We start from the raw sequence: 16,142 nt of genomic DNA on the forward strand, positions 1-16,142 counted from the left end.
GTATTAAGAAAAATGCTTAATGATTGGGAAGCAAGGAACGAAAGACCAAAGGTGTTACTTCATTCATGCTGTGCTCCTTGTAGTACTGCTTCATTGGAATTTCTTGCAGAACATGCAGATATTACGATTTTTTTCTCGAATTCGAATATCCATCCGAAAAGTGAGTACATGCGACGCTCTAATGAACAAAAGATCTTTGTAGAAAAGTTCAATGATCGTACTGGGCACACAGTAGGATTTCTTGAGGATGACTACCGTTCAAATGTATTTTTTAAAATGGTAAAAGAAGAAGGTTTGGCAGAAGAGCCAGAAGGCGGGCTTCGTTGTTCAGCTTGTTTTGATATGAGATTGGATCGTTCAGCTGAGGTAGCACAAGAAAAAGGTTTTGATTACTTTGGGAGTGCCATTACTCTTTCTAAAAATAAAAATAGTCAATTAATAAATGAACTTGGAATCGGTGTGCAAAAAAATTATGATTCGCGTTATTTACCAAGTGATTTCAAAAAAAGTAATGGATATCAACGTTCAATTGAAATGTGTAATGAATATGATGTTTTCCGTCAGTGTTATTGTGGATGTTCATTTGCAGCAGAGAAACAAGGTATAGATTTAAGATCGGTGAACAAAGATGCAATACATTATCTGAAAGAAAATAATCTTAGTTTAAAAAAATAGATTTAATGGAGAGAAATTCGATGTAAGATTAACCTATGATTTACAAGCGAAACACATTATGTTTCTAAAGGAAAAACGTAAAAAGCTAAAATAGTTCGGGAATAACTCCTTACTGGTTAAAGTTCTAGAGAAGAAAAAACCAATAAGGAGTGTTTTCTTAATCTCGCATTGCCCCTGCCTCTCGGGAAGTCATTGCTCCTTGTCCTGCTCTTACATCATTTTGAATTTCTTGTTTCACTTTTTGTGCATCTGTTTCAGCAAAATCTGGTTTCATAACAGAACCAGGACTTTTTATAGATTTTTTACGATCTTGCATACAAACCCTCCTCGATTTAACATTTAACAATCTTATTATTTACAAAAATACACTCGGTATACTCCGAGTAGTATAATGTTTATTGAAGAAAAAATTGATTACTATAAGGTGATAGAGGAACATAGGGAATAACAATCTTGCATTAACATCTCTCTCAAAAGTTTAGAGAAATATCTGCCAGAAAAACGCCTTTCTCTCTGTAGAAATATAAAGGAAGAATAGTGTTTTTTTATTTTGGATACAGTAGTCTAATTATGCAAATAACCACTTGTTAAGGTTATTAGTAAAAGTGGGATCCAAGGATGACTAAATAGGGCATCTAATATATGAAAGTTTTAATGGGATTGAGTTTTATGTTTGGTTGTATTTTCATTACATCAGGAAATGCTGAAGCTGCATCGGGGGGATGGTATAAAATTACAGCTGCAGGTAACAATTGTAAAGCTAGGGTAAATACTGATCAAACTGAATATAAGCCCAATAATAAAACCGTAGGCATACAATTAGAGGCAGAAGGAAATTGTAGTAACATGTATTATGATACGGCTTTATCAGATAGAGACCTAGAGTCTGTAGCACATGATACAACTGTTGGAAGTTTTTCTTCGAAAATTCCAATAAAACAACTAAAAATAGGTAATGTTCGCGAAAAAGAAACTACAGATATTATAGTTCAATTATACAAAGAGGCCGCTCATACACAGCCTATAGGAAAACTAATTTCAAATAATATTATAATTTATCCTAGGTAACCTATAAATATACTATATAAATGGGCTACTTGGAAATTGAAAATAGATAACTATATAATCAGAACAAAGGAATACCTTATAATAAAGGATACCTTTGTTTTGATTATAATATTAAATTTAATAGAGTTTCTTTACCCATCAGCATTTAACTAAAGCGAAATTGTAAACCTAAAATAACATTATCCTTTCCTATAATTCTACAGAAAGAAAAGTGTATTTTTCACAAAATGTATGTGATGTCACGAATAATTAAAAAGTTATTCAATAAAAAAGCTAACTGCCGCATTTAAACATATTGAAAGTAACTAATTTAGTTATATATCAATTAACCACGTCCAGCTTGGAAAGATGGATATAGCGACATACCACCATCAGCAAACAGTGTAATACCTGTTACATAGCTCGCTTGTGAAGAAGCAAGCCATGCTGCTACCGCTGCAATTTCTTTCGGTTCTCCGATATATCCCATAGGAACCATACTTTCAACATCGGCACGTTTTTCTGGATCCGCAAATTTTTCAGCATTAATCGGCGTATTCATAGCACCAGGCCCAATATTATTTACACGGATTCCTTTTGGTGCATATTCTAGTGCTAATGTTTCTGTCATTAGCTTAACGCCACCTTTACTTGCTGCATAGTGTACAAATAATGGCCATGGAATTTGCTCGTGAACGCTTGACATATTAATAACACTACCTTTAATATCATGCTCAACAAAATATTTAATTGCTTCCCGGCTCCCTAAGAAAGCCCCTGTTAAATTCGTAGCAATTACCTTATTCCAATCACTTAATGGCATTTCATATGAAGGTACTGAATTTTCAATACCCGCATTATTAATCATGACATCCAGTGTACCAAATTCTTTCACAGCAGATTTAACGAGATTGATAACATCTGATTCAACTGTTACATCTCCTTTTACCGCAATCGCTTCTCCACCTGCTTGTTTAACTACTTGTACTACCTCATTTGCTTCTGATTCGTTTGAATAATAATTAATTACAACTTTGGCTTGTTCTTCTCCAAAACGAATTGCCATCGCTCTTCCTAATCCTGTGGATGCACCCGTAATAACAACAACTTTCCCTTTTAAATCTGTATACATAATTTTTTCCTCCTTTTTATCCTTTAGCAATTCCTAACATAATGCCAGCTGCAATAATGAAGATAATTCCAATGACAATCGCAATAAATTGTTGTTTTGTTTTCTTTTCACCTAATATAAAAATTCCACCTAAAGTTGAGATCACGATCCCCATTTGGGAAAGGGAAAAGCTTGTTGCCACCCCTACACGCGGCTGGGAAATAAATAAAAACATATTTCCTGCTGCCCAAATTAAACCAGGAATAATATTGCGAATCGCATATTTATTAAATGGTTGATGCTTAAAGGTTAGTAGAATTCCACCTAACACCATACCAATGGCTTGTGGTAATAACGCTGACCATCCGTCTATACCGAATAGGCGGATAATTACCACATATACTAAGTAACCAAGAGTTGAAATTAATAACATCACAATCCCTTTTTTAAAATTTCCTGTTTGTTCATCGTTTTTCTCCTCTTTGCTTTGGAGAGATGTGAGAACGATTCCGATTATGATACAAAGAAGCGCCAGAACACCTAATACAACAGATGTTGTTGTTGACCATTCATGAAATACAATGACCCCAAATAAAGTAGTTGAAACTAATTGCATCCCTGTTGAAATAGGCATTGTTTTAGAAACTCCAATTAAATCAATACTTTTCAATTGATTGGCTTGTCCTAATGCCCAAAATAGGCCAGATATAATCCCGATAATTATCACCACAGGCGTCAAAACGGGTTTTATAAAAATATAAACACCGATAGAAAAAACTAAAGCGCCAAGGGTAGTCCCAAGTATTTGACTGTAAGGACCGCCTCCTAGTTTAACGTTGAAGAGTACAATACTTCCCCAAAATAAGGCTGGTAAAATCGCTAATAAAATATCCATTTTTTCTAACCTTTCTAAAAAATATTTGTTAAGTTGAATGCTTGTACGAGACAGTATCTTTGTGTCGAGGGAATTATTTTAGAATAAGAGAAGTTTTTCGTTTTTCTACCCGTAATATTTGTTTACCCAAAATAAAAGAAAAATAACATCATGTTGAAAAAGAAAATAACTAGCACGAAATTAAAAAGGTTATTAGAAAAGAATATGACTAATACAATCTCAAGTTTTGAAAATAGGAATAATGGAGAAAAACCTGATGCAAAATTAAGCTATGTTATACAAAAACAAAGCATTATGTTTATAAATGAGAAAAAGAAATAATATCGTAAAATCTTAAATTTCATATATAAAATTAACAAGAAATATGATATGATGAAAGTAACAATATACTTCTAAAACTATCTTGCAAAAGGACACACCTACGCATACATATGCGATAGGTGTGTCCTTTTTTATTTGTTTTTAAGATTTCAAGACTCAAAAGGGGGATGTATATTGTGTACCAGTAATATAGCATCTACTAATGTTTCTTTTGAAAAATTGAAAAGTCAGGAAGAGAATGAAAAAAAACATAGTGTCAATATGTCCGAATTGTAAGAAACGCTCATTTAGAGCACTTTATAAGGATCATCCAAAATCGATACAGTTTTGCCTATGTTGTAATTATTGAGAAGTAAATACTATGAATAGTCCGTTTGTTTATTAGACGTAGCTATTTACGTATTTTAAGTAGGAGGAAGAAATTTTGATATGAAAATATGGATTAAAGCTATTTGTATAACATCATTCGTAATTTAAATGTCAGCATGCAGCAGTTCCGCGCAAATAAAAAATGATTCGAGACCTGCCCAAGCAGTATAAAACGGATACAACAGCACGTAGAAGGGAAAGGTATTGTTGATATTCCAGTGGATTATAAGGGGAAATTAAAAGACTTAGAGACCGTTAAAGGGAAGGTATTACATATAAAAGACAGAGATACAATAGACGTAAACGTAAAGGGGCAGAAACAGACGGTAAGGTTACTGTTATTAGATACCCCTGAGTCTGTATCTCAAAAAATTCCACCACAAAAGATGGGAAAAGAACCATCTTCCTTTTTAAAGAAACAACTAGAAGAGAAAAGTGTAACATTTGTTTATGATCGGGGACCAAAAGAAGACAAATACGGTAGAAAATTGGCTTATGTATTTTGCGATGGAATACACATCAACGAATTAATGGTCAAGTCGGGTTATGGGATTATAGCATATATTTCTAGACCTAATACTACAATTCTATCTGAAATGAAAGAAGCAGAAAATGAAGCAAAAGAATCAAAGGTTGGCGTATGGAGCATTAAAGGCTTTGTAGATGAAAAGAACCAGCATTATAACCGTAAAGATGCAGCTTAACACCCTAACTCATTGCAATACAAATATTTGTGCAAAATGGAGGTTTTTTGAATGAATGAAAACAAAAGAAATATGCTCTTATCCTTTATTATTTCAATTTTATTTATTTTCGCGAGTCTATTGCCATTTAGTAATAATGAATATGTGTATGTTATCTCCAAAATTGGTGCTGCAGCAGGTGTAATAAATATTGTGATGATGAGCGTTTTCTTGTATTTTCAAAGCAAAAAAACGGGACATTTATTAAATTGGTAATTAAAGCTAAATAGTTTTCCTTACTCGTATTCTTTTAAGTATGGTAAGGAAAGCCGAAAAGGAGTGTGAAAGGTGAGTCAAGTACCTGGATTTTTAAAGTTTGTTTTAGCGAAAGAAAGACGGTATGTATATTTAGTTGTAGGAGAAAAGAAAAACAAAAAAGTACATACACACATGGTATATAGATTTGGTTCGCTAGAAAAAGCATTAGAAACCATGTACGAAATGCGTGGTGATTTTGAAAATCTTTTCCCTCTAGAATTAAAAGAGAGGGGATACGACTGAGAAGATATCAATGATTGGATACTTTCTATTGAAACAGGGTACTCGAAACACGGAAATAAACTAGTCATATACTAGCAAATGTTTTGTATTTTAAAAAATAGGTGAGGCGAAAATAAGATGTTGATCATTCAAAAGTATCACATTGTAATTGCTTGGACGATAGCTACTAGTGCAATGTTAATTAGTTTGTTTTTTAGTGAATGGATGAAGCTGCCGCCATGTGATTTGTGCTGGTACCAAAGAATGGCCATGTATCCATTAGTATTAATATTGGGGGTAGGGATATATAGAAAAGATTCGCACGTAAGCACGTATGCATTTCCATTTGCGTGTATCGGTTTAATGTTATCTGTATATCAAATTACAATTCAAGCGTTTCCTAATAGTGAGATGCAGATTTGTTCAGTAGGAGTTTCTTGCACAAAAGATTACTTAAATTTATTCGGTTTCATCTCGATACCTATGCTATCTTTTGTTGGATTTTTAGCTATCATAATACTTCTATATATTAAATCTGAGAGAGACAAAAGAATAAACAATACAGCGATTATGAACAATATGCTCGAATAAACAAAAATACCTATAAATAGATAAAAAATATAAAGAAATTAAAAAAGGAGAAATAAAAAATGACAACAATGCAAGTAAGTAATGAAATGTACAAAATTCCAGAGGCGGATATAGAACTATTAAAAATTATGGCCCATCCAGTTAGATTACAAATTGTGAAGGAGCTAGAACGCCACAAAATTTGTAATGTAACACAGTTAACAGAGCTACTAGATGTGCCTCAATCTACCGTATCTCAGCATTTATCTAAAATGCGCGGGAAAATTCTTCGCTCAGAAAGAAGGGGATTAGAGATGTATTATCATATTGTGAATTTCAAGGCATGTCAGATTGTCGGAGTATTAGGTCTATAATTCTAACTCGAAATAGGGTGATAGAAAGAGTGTTGTTAAATATAGCTGCAAAAGCTGATGTACTGCAGAATGATAAATTCATAAGCTTAGAGTGTAGTCCTTCTAATAATGGGGAGCTGACTGTGGTGAAAAATTGATACAAGAGTTAATAAAAAAGAATGCACATTTCTGCACTCTTTTTTATTGTGCCCTAGCTACAATAGATAAAGTATTTTGTTGTGTATGACTCTGAATAGGGGATGCTGTGTTTTGCTAAGCGAAAACGATATTTTTGACTTTTTAAGCAAAGGAAATGTTTAGTTTACTGATTTGTATAGTTTGAATTAAAGTTTAGAATATTCTGTGTCAACATTATCAATTTACTATAGTTTCCAATTGTGTAAAGATAGAATTGATTATAATTTTCCGTAAATATTAGATTAAAAACTATTATAAGGGGAATTTGAGTATTTATAGCTTGTTTATAAACGATGATTGGGGATACAGATAATAGGGTGATCAAGTACTGGTTGAATTTATCAAACGAAATGAGGTGACTTTAACTTGAGAGAAATTGCGAAAAAAGTACAAATGATACGTTTACAGGAGGAGCATTCCGGGCGTAAGGCAGACGCAGAACAGTATTCTGCCAAGCGATGTAAAATAGAAAGAGAGAGTATTAAATTAGAAAAACATAGAGTTAAAAAAAGAACTCAAAAATTTCAAACGACAGAAGAAAAGTGGGACACAAAATGTAAAAAAGCAGTACAATTATTTAATCAAGGAGAGGAATATCCAACTATTGCAAAAAAACTGAGGTGCAATGTGAGTAGTTTGTATAGAGAACTTAAGAAACGAGGTACATTACAAATACCAAAGCAGGTATCAGTATCTAAATCATTAAAATCACCCACAACATCAGCACAAACAAAAAAAACGAATTTTGAAAGATACAAAGAATATTATATGTACAAATAGAAGAATTCATGGCTATAAATCTATACTTGATTCTTTAGTGTTAAAAAGATCAGGGTACAATGAAAAAATGCATGTTTAGCAGCAAATCTTCTTACAGTATTGATAGAGCATCTTTTTATTTTTTAGAATATTTATTTTCTGATAATAACATCCAACAAATATTGAAGGCTATTACCTGTTACTTAGATCATAAAAATATTCATAAAATTAAATCCTTACTTATATTTGTTGAGTAGTTGGGTAAGAAAAGTTTTTTTACAAATGTTAAAATAAGAATAATTTGTCTAAAGCAAAAGAATCCCCATGTCATAAAGGATTCTTTTAGAAGAGTTAGAGAGATGTTGTCACTTGACTCATATTGATTTTATGTTAAAAAGAAAGAATATTCAATCTTATTTTATGTTTCTCAATATATTTCGTTTATTTCCATATTATAATATAGTCAATTCTTTTTATTGATGTATCTCATTCTATATATTTTCCTGGAGTGAATCCTTTTACTAAGGATTCTTTTTTTATTATTAATAAAAATAAAAGCCCTCACAATGAAGTGAAGACCTTTGTTTATTTAGGCTAGTATGGCCGCGAGCATATTGTATGATTTTATCCTCGCTAAATTAAGATCTTAACCACCATGATTTCCATGAGCATATTGAATAACATCAATAGCTTTATGTGTTTCTGTAGGGGATTGGGCACCAAACATTAAAGTAAAAATAGTAATTACACCAACTAAACCGAGAATTGTCTTTTTCATTTTAATGCCTCCTTCTCAATAACTTTTTTTCCTGCTTGAGAACATGAATAGAAATAATGACTTGCTTTAATATGGTTATTCTCTTTATAAAATGCAGTAGCAAGATATTCTTCGTATTCCTTAATGAATTCGAAAAGTTCTTGCTCTTTAAAATATGATACGCCTTTTAACACTGTCATTTCAAGTGCTTCGGCAGGAAAACCTCCATTCATTGCATCTAATATTTTAAAATGGTGTAGATACTCTATATTTTCAATCTCTTGACAAACGGAATATCCTTTTGCTATGAGATCTTTGGCAACGGAGTGATTTCCTTCCTTCATGTGTTCCCTTGCCTCAATAAAAAGAGCCTTATAATTGTTAGGCATTTTTTGATTCACTTCTGAAAGATATCTAATGGCTAATGGCGAAAGATTTTGAGTAGCATACATTAACCCTAAATTTTGACGCACCATTAAAATAAATTGTTCTTCGTCTATTTTTTGGAACATATCCATTGCTTTCGTGAAATATTCTTCAGCGAGTTCCCATTCTCTCAAATGAGTACAAGCTAAGCCTATAAGATTATCACAGAATGCTACATTGATCTCATACCCAGCATGTTGAGCAAAGATTTCTCTTGCCTCTGATACTTTTTTATAAGATAATAGCCCTTGATATATGTCATAATGGAAAGCTCCAACTTTATAATAAAATTCCGCTTTTTCCAATTCATCAGGAATGCAGTCTAAAAGTTTTTCTGCTTTTTCATAACTCTCCTTTGCAATTTGATATTCGCCAATAGTAGAGGCATGAATTCCTTTGAAAAAGTGATAATAATAAGCTAGGAAATTATCTGTAGGCATATCAAAAGCTTCAACTTTGTCAAAACTGCTTTTTGAAACGCTTAAATTATCAATTACAAATTGGTATCTAAAATCTAGTAGTGAGTAGTAGAGTAATAAATCTTGATCCTCTTCAATATTATGCATCTTAGAATCAATTATTTCTTTTAATTGATGTGCATTACCTATACGCCTTGAGCGGATTTCAACATACCAATCGCTTAATAGCTCTGTAATTTCATTATTCCCCTTAGCTGAAACCATCATTATATATTCCCCCATCCTATAAAAGTCTACTAATGTTATATATTACCATTATAGCAAAGTATCCAGTTCGTTTAATTGTATTATATTTATTTTTCAATAAAATTCAGAAAAATAAATTAATTGTGATGACCCAATTATATTTTATTCATGGTTTTCTCATTAACAATTCACGCAAACGTGATGTGATTGAAGTGAGTCGGAAAATATCATGTTTGCATGAAAGGGGAATGAATAAATATGAAAGCCTCTCTCTACTATAGTGGCAGCTTATTGAAGTTTTAGGTTTATAATTAATAGACAGTTTTAGTTAAGGAAATTTAAAATCCCTGTCTTTAAAGACAGGGATTAAAAAAAGGGATGACAGTTAACAACTGAAGGTACCATTATATTACCATTATTGGAATTTTTATTCCATGTTTTTGTGTTGAGAAATAAATAATATATGATGTAAAAGGTGAGATGAGTAGAGGGTTCTTATAGGTTTAGCAATATGAGAAAGTAAATATTTCAATTAAATTTTTCTTGAAACGAGGAGTGGAAGTATTGTTTTTGCTTAGAAAGCATTATTCAAAGTTATGTAGAAATTATAATATGAATAAAAAGAGTCTAGTTAAAAAATTATAAGACACCAATTCATTGGAACGGTAAAAAACTGTTTTCGGAATAGGTGTCTTTTTTGTATTGAGCAGAATATATTTTCTCAACAGGAAAAATTGTAATTATCTATAAGTATTACTTATAAGGATAATAGGAAAATAGAAATTAATAATAAAGGAGAATGCGAAATGTTAGCAGTAATATCTAATAATGACCTAGCTAAAATACGCGAAGAAGATGTAGATGTAATAAGGGTAATGGCACATCCGGTTCGATTAAAAATTATAAGTGAGTTAATGCATTATAAAATGTGCAATGTTACACAGTTAACAGAAATATTAAAACTTCCACAATCCACTGTTTCACAACATTTAGCAAAGTTAAAAGGAATTGTAATCCGTGCAGAAAGAAAAGGATTAGAGATGCATTATTATATTGATAATAATAAAGCTCGTCAGATTGTAGAAATTTTAGGACTATAGGTAAATTATACGTAAAAGTTTCCTAGGTCTAAGATAAATCATGTACCATCTAATCGAATTATCGCAGAGGAGTTTGGAATTAACCGTACTGTTCCAGGTGCTACCCAATACATGCAAGATCTTATTTCTATCTTTAACCAAAAAGGATGGCATAAATCATTCTATGCATTCCGTGAAGACACATGGACAGGGATGAATTATGAATTGGGAACAGGAAAATTAAAATGGGATGAAGAGGGTAAACCGATGCGTCAAGATAATTCAATCTGGGATGTAATAAAAAAAGATTTACAAACGCGTAAATAGTTTAGAATATTAGGCTTAAGGACTAAATGTAAGCATCTAATTCAAATAGAATTAGATGCTTTTTATTTCGAAAAAAGGTGGAGTTGAATTAAAGATTCCATCTTTTCTTTTGCATAAAGAGTACCAATCAGGTTTATTTACAACGAAAAATAAGATTTTTAGAGAATAGCTTAGAAAAAAATGTGGAGGTTCAAACAAATGTGGTCACAATTGTTTAAACCTTTAAAGTAAATAAGTTTTATGAATTTTTCGTGAGATCCCAACCTTTAAATGTTGTAATTTATTTACTTATTTCCCCAATTGGATATATTTCTCTAATTGGATGGAAGTTTAGAATACAGAATCAAAACATAATAGGCTGTTATCGATGAGTTTATCGTAAATTTGTTATTTAATGTGTCATCAAATAACATTTATATACAATAATACATAAAGAAAAGGAGATATTTATGAAAAAATATAGAGTAATAGACACAACTTAAATAGTATGAATAGCTTAGATTGTAAAAACATGGAGAAGAAAACAAAAAAACTTAAGAGTACTAAGGAAAAATGAGGGAGATTATATGGGGAATAATTCAAAACATAAAACTAGAAAAATACTTGCGGCCACTGCTACAGTAACTATGCTTGCGACTGGAATGATTTCTTCATCAGATGTCTTTGCGGAGCAAAAGGAGCAGCAAAAAAATTTATCGACATCACTGCAAAATGAAAAGTCAGTTAAATCAGAAAATAGAACATTTACGGTCCCAGGAAAAGGGGATGTTGAGGTACTGAAACAACAGGAAAGAAAAAGTATGGCATTTAGTCCATATGAACCAACTGGTTTATATGCAAAGCCAAATGAACAAATAACGATTAATGTAGAAGGTAATCAAGATATTCAGGTATATATTGGAACGTATTCGTATGATGCTTCTTGGAGAGAAGATTCTAAGATAAAATCATTTACATTAAAACCTGGTGTAAACACAATCCAATCTCCAAATGGGGGGCTGATTTATTTTTATAATAAACAGCAAGGAGGTAGCATTCGAACAACAATTACAACAGGTGGAACGACTACGCCTTTCTTTGAACTAGGAAAGCATACGAAACAAGATTTAATAAACATGCTGGACCAATATCCTAATGCACATGCAGTGGAGTTAAAAGGCGAACGTGTATTAATTACGGCCAGCCCTGCACGTGTTAAGAAATATTTGTTGGGTTCTAATACAGATCCTGTACAACTCTTAAAAAAGATGGATGAAGCTACTCGAATTCAAGACAAAGTAGCTGGATTATCTGAAGAACAAGTAGATAAACATTATGTTCATTACGTAGAAGAAAATCATTCTCCTGATTATTATATGTATGCAACTTCTTATCGAACAGCATATGTAGGAGATGCAATCCAATACGTGTTAGATATTAATAAATTTATAACAGATGGCTGGGGCCCTTGGCATGAGGCAGGACATTTGAGACAACAATCGCCCTGGAAGTTTTATAATATGACAGAAGTACAAAATAATATATACAGCCTTTCTGTAGAAAAAGCATTTAATCAACCATCCAACTTAGAGAAAAGCGGAATTTATCCAAAAGCATTTCAATATCTAGAACAAGTGAATAAAAATTATGATGAAATTAGCGATGTTTTTGTAAAGCTTGTTATGCTTTGGCAACTACAGTTAGCGTATGGAGAGGATTTCTATCCTAAATTACATCAATTGTATAGAGACATGCCTTCAAGTGAACTTCCACAAACTGATGAAAATAAAAAACAACTATTTATGATTTCAGCATCAAAAGTAGCCAAACAAAATTTGATTCCTTTCTTTGAGAAGTGGGGATTACGTCCAAATAACGATACAATTCAAAAAGTAGCTGCATTAGGATATCCGATTTTAACAGCAGAGATTTGGAAGGGTACAGATTCTAATCCAATTAAACCAGATATGCCTAATGTAAATAATATTTTAGAAGGAAACCAGTTTGCATGGTCACTAAAAGGAATTAGTGATTTCGAGTTTGCAAAAATCAATTTCAATAAATCAACAGAAGAAATGCAAATTGATTTAAAAGCAGGCGTACCACATCATTATTTTAATGAAACATATGCGAGTATTAAAGTACAAAATGCATCAGGTAAAGTAATGTACAATAAAGACATTTATGGGAACAAACAACAAAATGCTGAATCACAAAAAGTTTCAGTCAAAGTAGGAGATTATATTGAGCTGACACATTTAGAAGGTGTGCATAGAGCTACTCTCACAAATGTAGATAATAGTAAACAAGAGAGCTTTGGAAAAAAAGCCATGTACGAAGTTACAAAGGAAGGTCTGAAGAAAGTAAATCAAATTGTTAATCCGAAACCGGACACAGAAGCTCCAACACAGCCACAAGGATTATATGCAAGCAACCTTACTTCTAACAGTGTAGAGCTAAAATGGAATCCTTCTACAGATAATGTAGGTGTAAAAGAATATCAGGTATTACGCGATGGACAATTGATTCAAACGGTACAAGGAACGACGTTTACTGATCAAAACTTAACAGTTAATAAGGAATATAAATATGCAGTGAAGGCTGTAAATGCAGCTGGAAATACATCAATCCAAAGTGAAATTCTTCTTGTAAAAACCAAAGATCAAAATGTATCTTATGAAAAATGGGATCCAAAGAAGGCATATACAAAGGGCGATAAAGTAGAACATCAAGGGACAGTGTATGAAGCTGTTCAAAATCATCAAGGAAATGGTGACCCGAATTGGATATTTGCACTATCGTTATGGAAAGCAATTACAATCAATTAATATGTAAGAATCAGATGTAAAGATAGAACAACATCCAGTATTTTAAAGAATTACTGGATGTTGTTTGAATTTTGATAGATTTCTCTACTACGTTAGTATTCAATAATAAAAATTAGAAAAGGATGTAGATTAGTGATTAGTCAGAAAACGAAGAAAAGATTTAATAAAGTTATTATAATGACCGCAGCATGTAGCATGTTTTCTATGTTTGGAACGTCTATTTTGCACACTAAAGCTGCAACACATTCAGCTGCTCCAGCAGTTTATGTGAGTCCCAAAAATATACCTGCCTCAGATATTATTAGTATAGACTGGTCACCAGTTCAGACACCACCTTATACGTACTGGGCTGTACACAACTGGAATGCAGGTGGTGAAGCTGGAGGATATGCTGGTTTTCAACAACAAAGTGGGTTCGATGAAAATGGAAAACGTACTTTACATTTTGCCTTATGGGATCCAATTTCCTCTAAAGAAGCAATAAAGGCCGAATACTTATCTCCGAATTCGCAAGCTGGACCCTTTGGAGGAGAAGGAACAGGAATGAAGGTTCAAACAACTTATGGTTGGAAAGACTACAATTGGTACACAATGACAATGCGTTCATGGCAAGAAAATGGTCATACTAAATTTGGACAATGGATGAAAGATGTAACAAAGAATAAATGGCATCAAATTGCAATTATGGACTTTCCGGTTGCTAATGTTGCATTTAATCATGGGTTAGGAATGTTTCAAGAAGACTGGGCTGATAGTGGACAGAATGTTCGAGAAGCGCGCCTGAAAAATGGTTATAGCCGAAAATTAGTTGATAAACAATGGAGTTCTTGGAATAATCAAAGTATTTCTGGAACGCATGATAATACTTATCAATATGATGGAGGAGCTACTTCAGAATATGTATGGGTCAAAGCAGGAGGTAATACGCAGTCTACTATTGGGGCAGGAAAAATATTCACGCTAAATCAACCTACTCAACCTGAAATAGGAAAACTAGATTATGATATCCAATTTATATATTATGAAAATGAAAAATTAAATGTATCTTGGAAACTAAAAGAAAATAGTACACCGCAATTTAAGGGGAAAATTGAAATTTATAACAATGAAAATATGACGGGCCAACCTATTAGCGTAATTGATGATATTAAATCTTATCAAAATGGAATCAGTCAATCTATATCATTACCAACAAGTGCTTATGCAAAAATTGTATTAACGGATATATTTGATCAAACTGTTGAGAAAAAGGTACAAATCAAAAATGAATCTCCAAACATTTTTGAAGGTAATGAATTTGCATGGTCGTTGAAAGGGATTGGAGATTTTGAATTTGCGAAAGTAAATTTAAATAAATCAACAGAAGAAATGCAAATAGATCTAAAAGCAGGTGTACCACATAACTACTTTGATAGTACATATGCAAGTATTAAAGTGCAAAACACATCAGGTAAAGTGGTCTATAACAAAGAGATTTATGGAAACAAACAGCAAAATGCTGAATCGCAAAAAGTTCCAGTCAAAGTAGGCGATTATATAGAGTTAAGACATCTAGAAGGTGTACATAGAGCTACTCTTACAAATGTAGATAATAGTAAGCAAGAGAGCTTTGGAAAAAAAGCTATATACGAAGTTACAAAGGAAGGCCTGAAGAAAGTAGAAAAAATGCCAGAAGCAACAATTTTAGAAGGAAACAAGTTTGCGTGGTCATTAAAAGGATATAGTGATAGAGAAATTGCAAAAGTAGATTATGATAAAACAGTAGAAGAGATGAAGGTAAAACTAGAATTAGGTGTACCACATTCCTATTTTGCTAGTACATATGCGAGTATTAAGGTTCAAAATTCTTCTGGCAACGTTCTGTACAATAAGGAAATCGTGGGAAATAAACAACAAAATGCTGAAAGCCAAACTGTGCCCGTCAAGGTAGGGGATTACATTGAATTTACCCATATAGAAGGAGAAGCAACAAAGGAAAAAACGCGAGCAACTTTAACTAACCTTGAAAATAACAAAAATGAAACCATTGGAAAGACAGCGAGGTATCAAGTGACAAAAGAAGGCTTAAAGAAAGTAGAGAAAATGCCAGAAACAACGGTTTTAGATGGAAATCAATTCGCTTGGTCATTAAAGGGATATAATGATCGAGAAATCGCGAAAATAGAATATAACAAAGCAACAGAAAAAATGCAGATTAAATTAGAAGCGGGTATCCCCCATTCTTATTTTACTAATACGTATGCAAGCATTAAAGTCCAGAATTCATCCGGTAATATTTTGTACAATAAAGAAATTATAGGAAGTAGACAACAATCTGCTGAGAGCCAAACTGTTTCAGTCAAAGTAGGAGATTGTATTGAGTTTACTCATATAGAGGGAGAAGCACAAAAGGAAAAGACACGCGCCACACTTACTAATCTTGAGAATAGTAAACAGGAGTATATGGGAAAGAAAAGAATATATCAGGTTACCTCTATGGGATTATTAATAAAGCCATAGATTTCAATACAAAAGTTAAATTATAGATTTATATATTATATAAAAATCTTAACCATTATAC

General features: G+C 32.4%; 14 protein-coding genes and 3 pseudogenes. 12 read left to right on the plus strand and 5 right to left on the minus strand.

The genetic code is table 11. The features are described from left to right. Positions 1-675 (plus strand): epoxyqueuosine reductase QueH (locus tag GBN78_RS23140; protein WP_152127745.1); only part of this gene is annotated, 675 nt, incomplete at its 5' end. Between the two features lie 157 nt (positions 676-832). On the opposite strand, the gene GBN78_RS30390 is transcribed toward GBN78_RS23140, so the two are convergent. Then, complete coding sequence (locus tag GBN78_RS30390) at positions 833-991, minus strand: hypothetical protein (protein ID WP_001154000.1); 159 nt, start codon at positions 989-991, stop codon at positions 833-835. A gap of 326 nt (positions 992-1,317) precedes the next feature. Between GBN78_RS30390 and GBN78_RS23150 the strand changes: the two genes are divergently transcribed. Beyond that, the gene (locus GBN78_RS23150; RefSeq protein ID WP_152127746.1) at positions 1,318-1,743 is read left to right on the plus strand and encodes a hypothetical protein; all 426 of its coding nucleotides are present in this window, start codon (positions 1,318-1,320) and stop codon (positions 1,741-1,743) included. A 325-nt stretch (positions 1,744-2,068) separates the two neighbouring features. Here GBN78_RS23150 and gdh read toward each other — a convergent pair whose 3' ends face one another. Further along, positions 2,069-2,854: a glucose 1-dehydrogenase gene (gene gdh / locus GBN78_RS23155; protein ID WP_000287799.1), complete on the minus strand. Its 786-nt coding sequence runs from the start codon at positions 2,852-2,854 to the stop codon at positions 2,069-2,071. A gap of 16 nt (positions 2,855-2,870) precedes the next feature. Further along, entirely contained in the window at positions 2,871-3,728 is an 858-nt protein-coding gene (locus GBN78_RS23160) for a RhaT/GlcU family sugar-proton symporter (RefSeq protein WP_152127747.1), read from the minus strand. A gap of 798 nt (positions 3,729-4,526) precedes the next feature. Between GBN78_RS23160 and GBN78_RS23170 the strand changes: the two are divergent. The 6 genes and pseudogenes from GBN78_RS23170 (at position 4,527) to GBN78_RS23195 (ending at position 7,542) form a co-directional block, all read left to right on the plus strand. Beyond that, positions 4,527-5,122, plus strand: a pseudogene (locus tag GBN78_RS23170) (thermonuclease family protein). 51 nt (positions 5,123-5,173) lie between these two features. Then, entirely contained in the window at positions 5,174-5,377 is a 204-nt protein-coding gene (locus GBN78_RS23175) for a hypothetical protein (protein ID WP_001004894.1), read from the plus strand. Positions 5,378-5,449: 72 nt separating this feature from the next. After that, positions 5,450-5,737 (plus strand): annotated as a pseudogene (locus tag GBN78_RS23180) (hypothetical protein). Positions 5,738-5,779: 42 nt separating this feature from the next. Next, the gene (locus GBN78_RS23185) at positions 5,780-6,232 is read left to right on the plus strand and encodes a disulfide oxidoreductase (protein WP_000905546.1); all 453 of its coding nucleotides are present in this window, start codon (positions 5,780-5,782) and stop codon (positions 6,230-6,232) included. Positions 6,233-6,291: 59 nt separating this feature from the next. Then, positions 6,292-6,585 carry an ArsR/SmtB family transcription factor gene (locus tag GBN78_RS23190; RefSeq protein ID WP_000210392.1) on the plus strand — a complete coding sequence of 98 codons (294 nt, stop codon included), beginning with the start codon at positions 6,292-6,294 and terminating at the stop codon, positions 6,583-6,585. A 543-nt stretch (positions 6,586-7,128) separates the two neighbouring features. Further along, positions 7,129-7,542 carry a hypothetical protein gene (locus GBN78_RS23195; protein WP_001206764.1) on the plus strand — a complete coding sequence of 138 codons (414 nt, stop codon included), beginning with the start codon at positions 7,129-7,131 and terminating at the stop codon, positions 7,540-7,542. A gap of 625 nt (positions 7,543-8,167) precedes the next feature. On the opposite strand, the gene GBN78_RS23200 is transcribed toward GBN78_RS23195, so the two are convergent. Together GBN78_RS23200 and GBN78_RS23205 are read right to left on the minus strand one after the other, a co-directional pair. Continuing rightward, complete coding sequence (locus tag GBN78_RS23200) at positions 8,168-8,299, minus strand: hypothetical protein (RefSeq protein WP_000751016.1); 132 nt, start codon at positions 8,297-8,299, stop codon at positions 8,168-8,170. After that, complete coding sequence (locus tag GBN78_RS23205) at positions 8,296-9,390, minus strand: response regulator aspartate phosphatase (RefSeq protein ID WP_044585319.1); 1,095 nt, start codon at positions 9,388-9,390, stop codon at positions 8,296-8,298. The genes GBN78_RS23200 and GBN78_RS23205 overlap by 4 nt, the downstream gene beginning before the upstream one ends. Before the next feature lie 785 nt (positions 9,391-10,175). Here GBN78_RS23205 and GBN78_RS23215 point away from each other — a divergent pair. The 4 genes and pseudogenes from GBN78_RS23215 to GBN78_RS23230 all read left to right on the plus strand — a co-directional run bounded on the left by GBN78_RS23215 (position 10,176) and on the right by GBN78_RS23230 (position 16,081). After that, positions 10,176-10,469, plus strand: coding sequence for an ArsR/SmtB family transcription factor (locus GBN78_RS23215; RefSeq protein WP_000881643.1), 294 nt, complete (start codon positions 10,176-10,178; stop codon positions 10,467-10,469). A gap of 27 nt (positions 10,470-10,496) precedes the next feature. After that, positions 10,497-10,775 (plus strand): annotated as a pseudogene (locus GBN78_RS23220) (glycoside hydrolase family 5 protein); the annotation flags it as partial. 566 nt (positions 10,776-11,341) lie between these two features. Beyond that, entirely contained in the window at positions 11,342-13,582 is a 2,241-nt protein-coding gene (locus tag GBN78_RS23225) for a M60 family metallopeptidase (protein WP_070183895.1), read from the plus strand. 132 nt (positions 13,583-13,714) lie between these two features. Then, positions 13,715-16,081 (plus strand): putative mucin/carbohydrate-binding domain-containing protein, encoded by a 2,367-nt coding sequence (locus tag GBN78_RS23230; RefSeq protein ID WP_152127748.1) that lies wholly within the window; start codon positions 13,715-13,717, stop codon positions 16,079-16,081. Positions 16,082-16,142 lie beyond the last annotated feature (61 nt).

This window comes from Bacillus sp. B2-WWTP-C-10-Post-4, assembly GCF_009183805.1.
GTDB classification, from domain to species: Bacteria; Bacillota; Bacilli; order Bacillales; family Bacillaceae_G; genus Bacillus_A; species Bacillus_A cereus.

Coding starts and splice junctions, on each gene's coding strand:
- GBN78_RS23205 (WP_044585319.1), bottom strand. CDS start 9,390: ATGATGGTTTCAGCTAAGGGGAATAATGAAATTACAGAGCTATTAAGC.
- GBN78_RS23150 (WP_152127746.1), top strand. CDS start 1,318: ATGAAAGTTTTAATGGGATTGAGTTTTATGTTTGGTTGTATTTTCATT.
- GBN78_RS23185 (WP_000905546.1), top strand. CDS start 5,780: ATGTTGATCATTCAAAAGTATCACATTGTAATTGCTTGGACGATAGCT.
- GBN78_RS30390 (WP_001154000.1), bottom strand. CDS start 991: ATGCAAGATCGTAAAAAATCTATAAAAAGTCCTGGTTCTGTTATGAAA.
- GBN78_RS23175 (WP_001004894.1), top strand. CDS start 5,174: ATGAATGAAAACAAAAGAAATATGCTCTTATCCTTTATTATTTCAATT.
- GBN78_RS23200 (WP_000751016.1), bottom strand. CDS start 8,299: ATGAAAAAGACAATTCTCGGTTTAGTTGGTGTAATTACTATTTTTACT.
- GBN78_RS23190 (WP_000210392.1), top strand. CDS start 6,292: ATGACAACAATGCAAGTAAGTAATGAAATGTACAAAATTCCAGAGGCG.
- gdh (WP_000287799.1), bottom strand. CDS start 2,854: ATGTATACAGATTTAAAAGGGAAAGTTGTTGTTATTACGGGTGCATCC.
- GBN78_RS23215 (WP_000881643.1), top strand. CDS start 10,176: ATGTTAGCAGTAATATCTAATAATGACCTAGCTAAAATACGCGAAGAA.
- GBN78_RS23160 (WP_152127747.1), bottom strand. CDS start 3,728: ATGGATATTTTATTAGCGATTTTACCAGCCTTATTTTGGGGAAGTATT.
- GBN78_RS23225 (WP_070183895.1), top strand. CDS start 11,342: ATGGGGAATAATTCAAAACATAAAACTAGAAAAATACTTGCGGCCACT.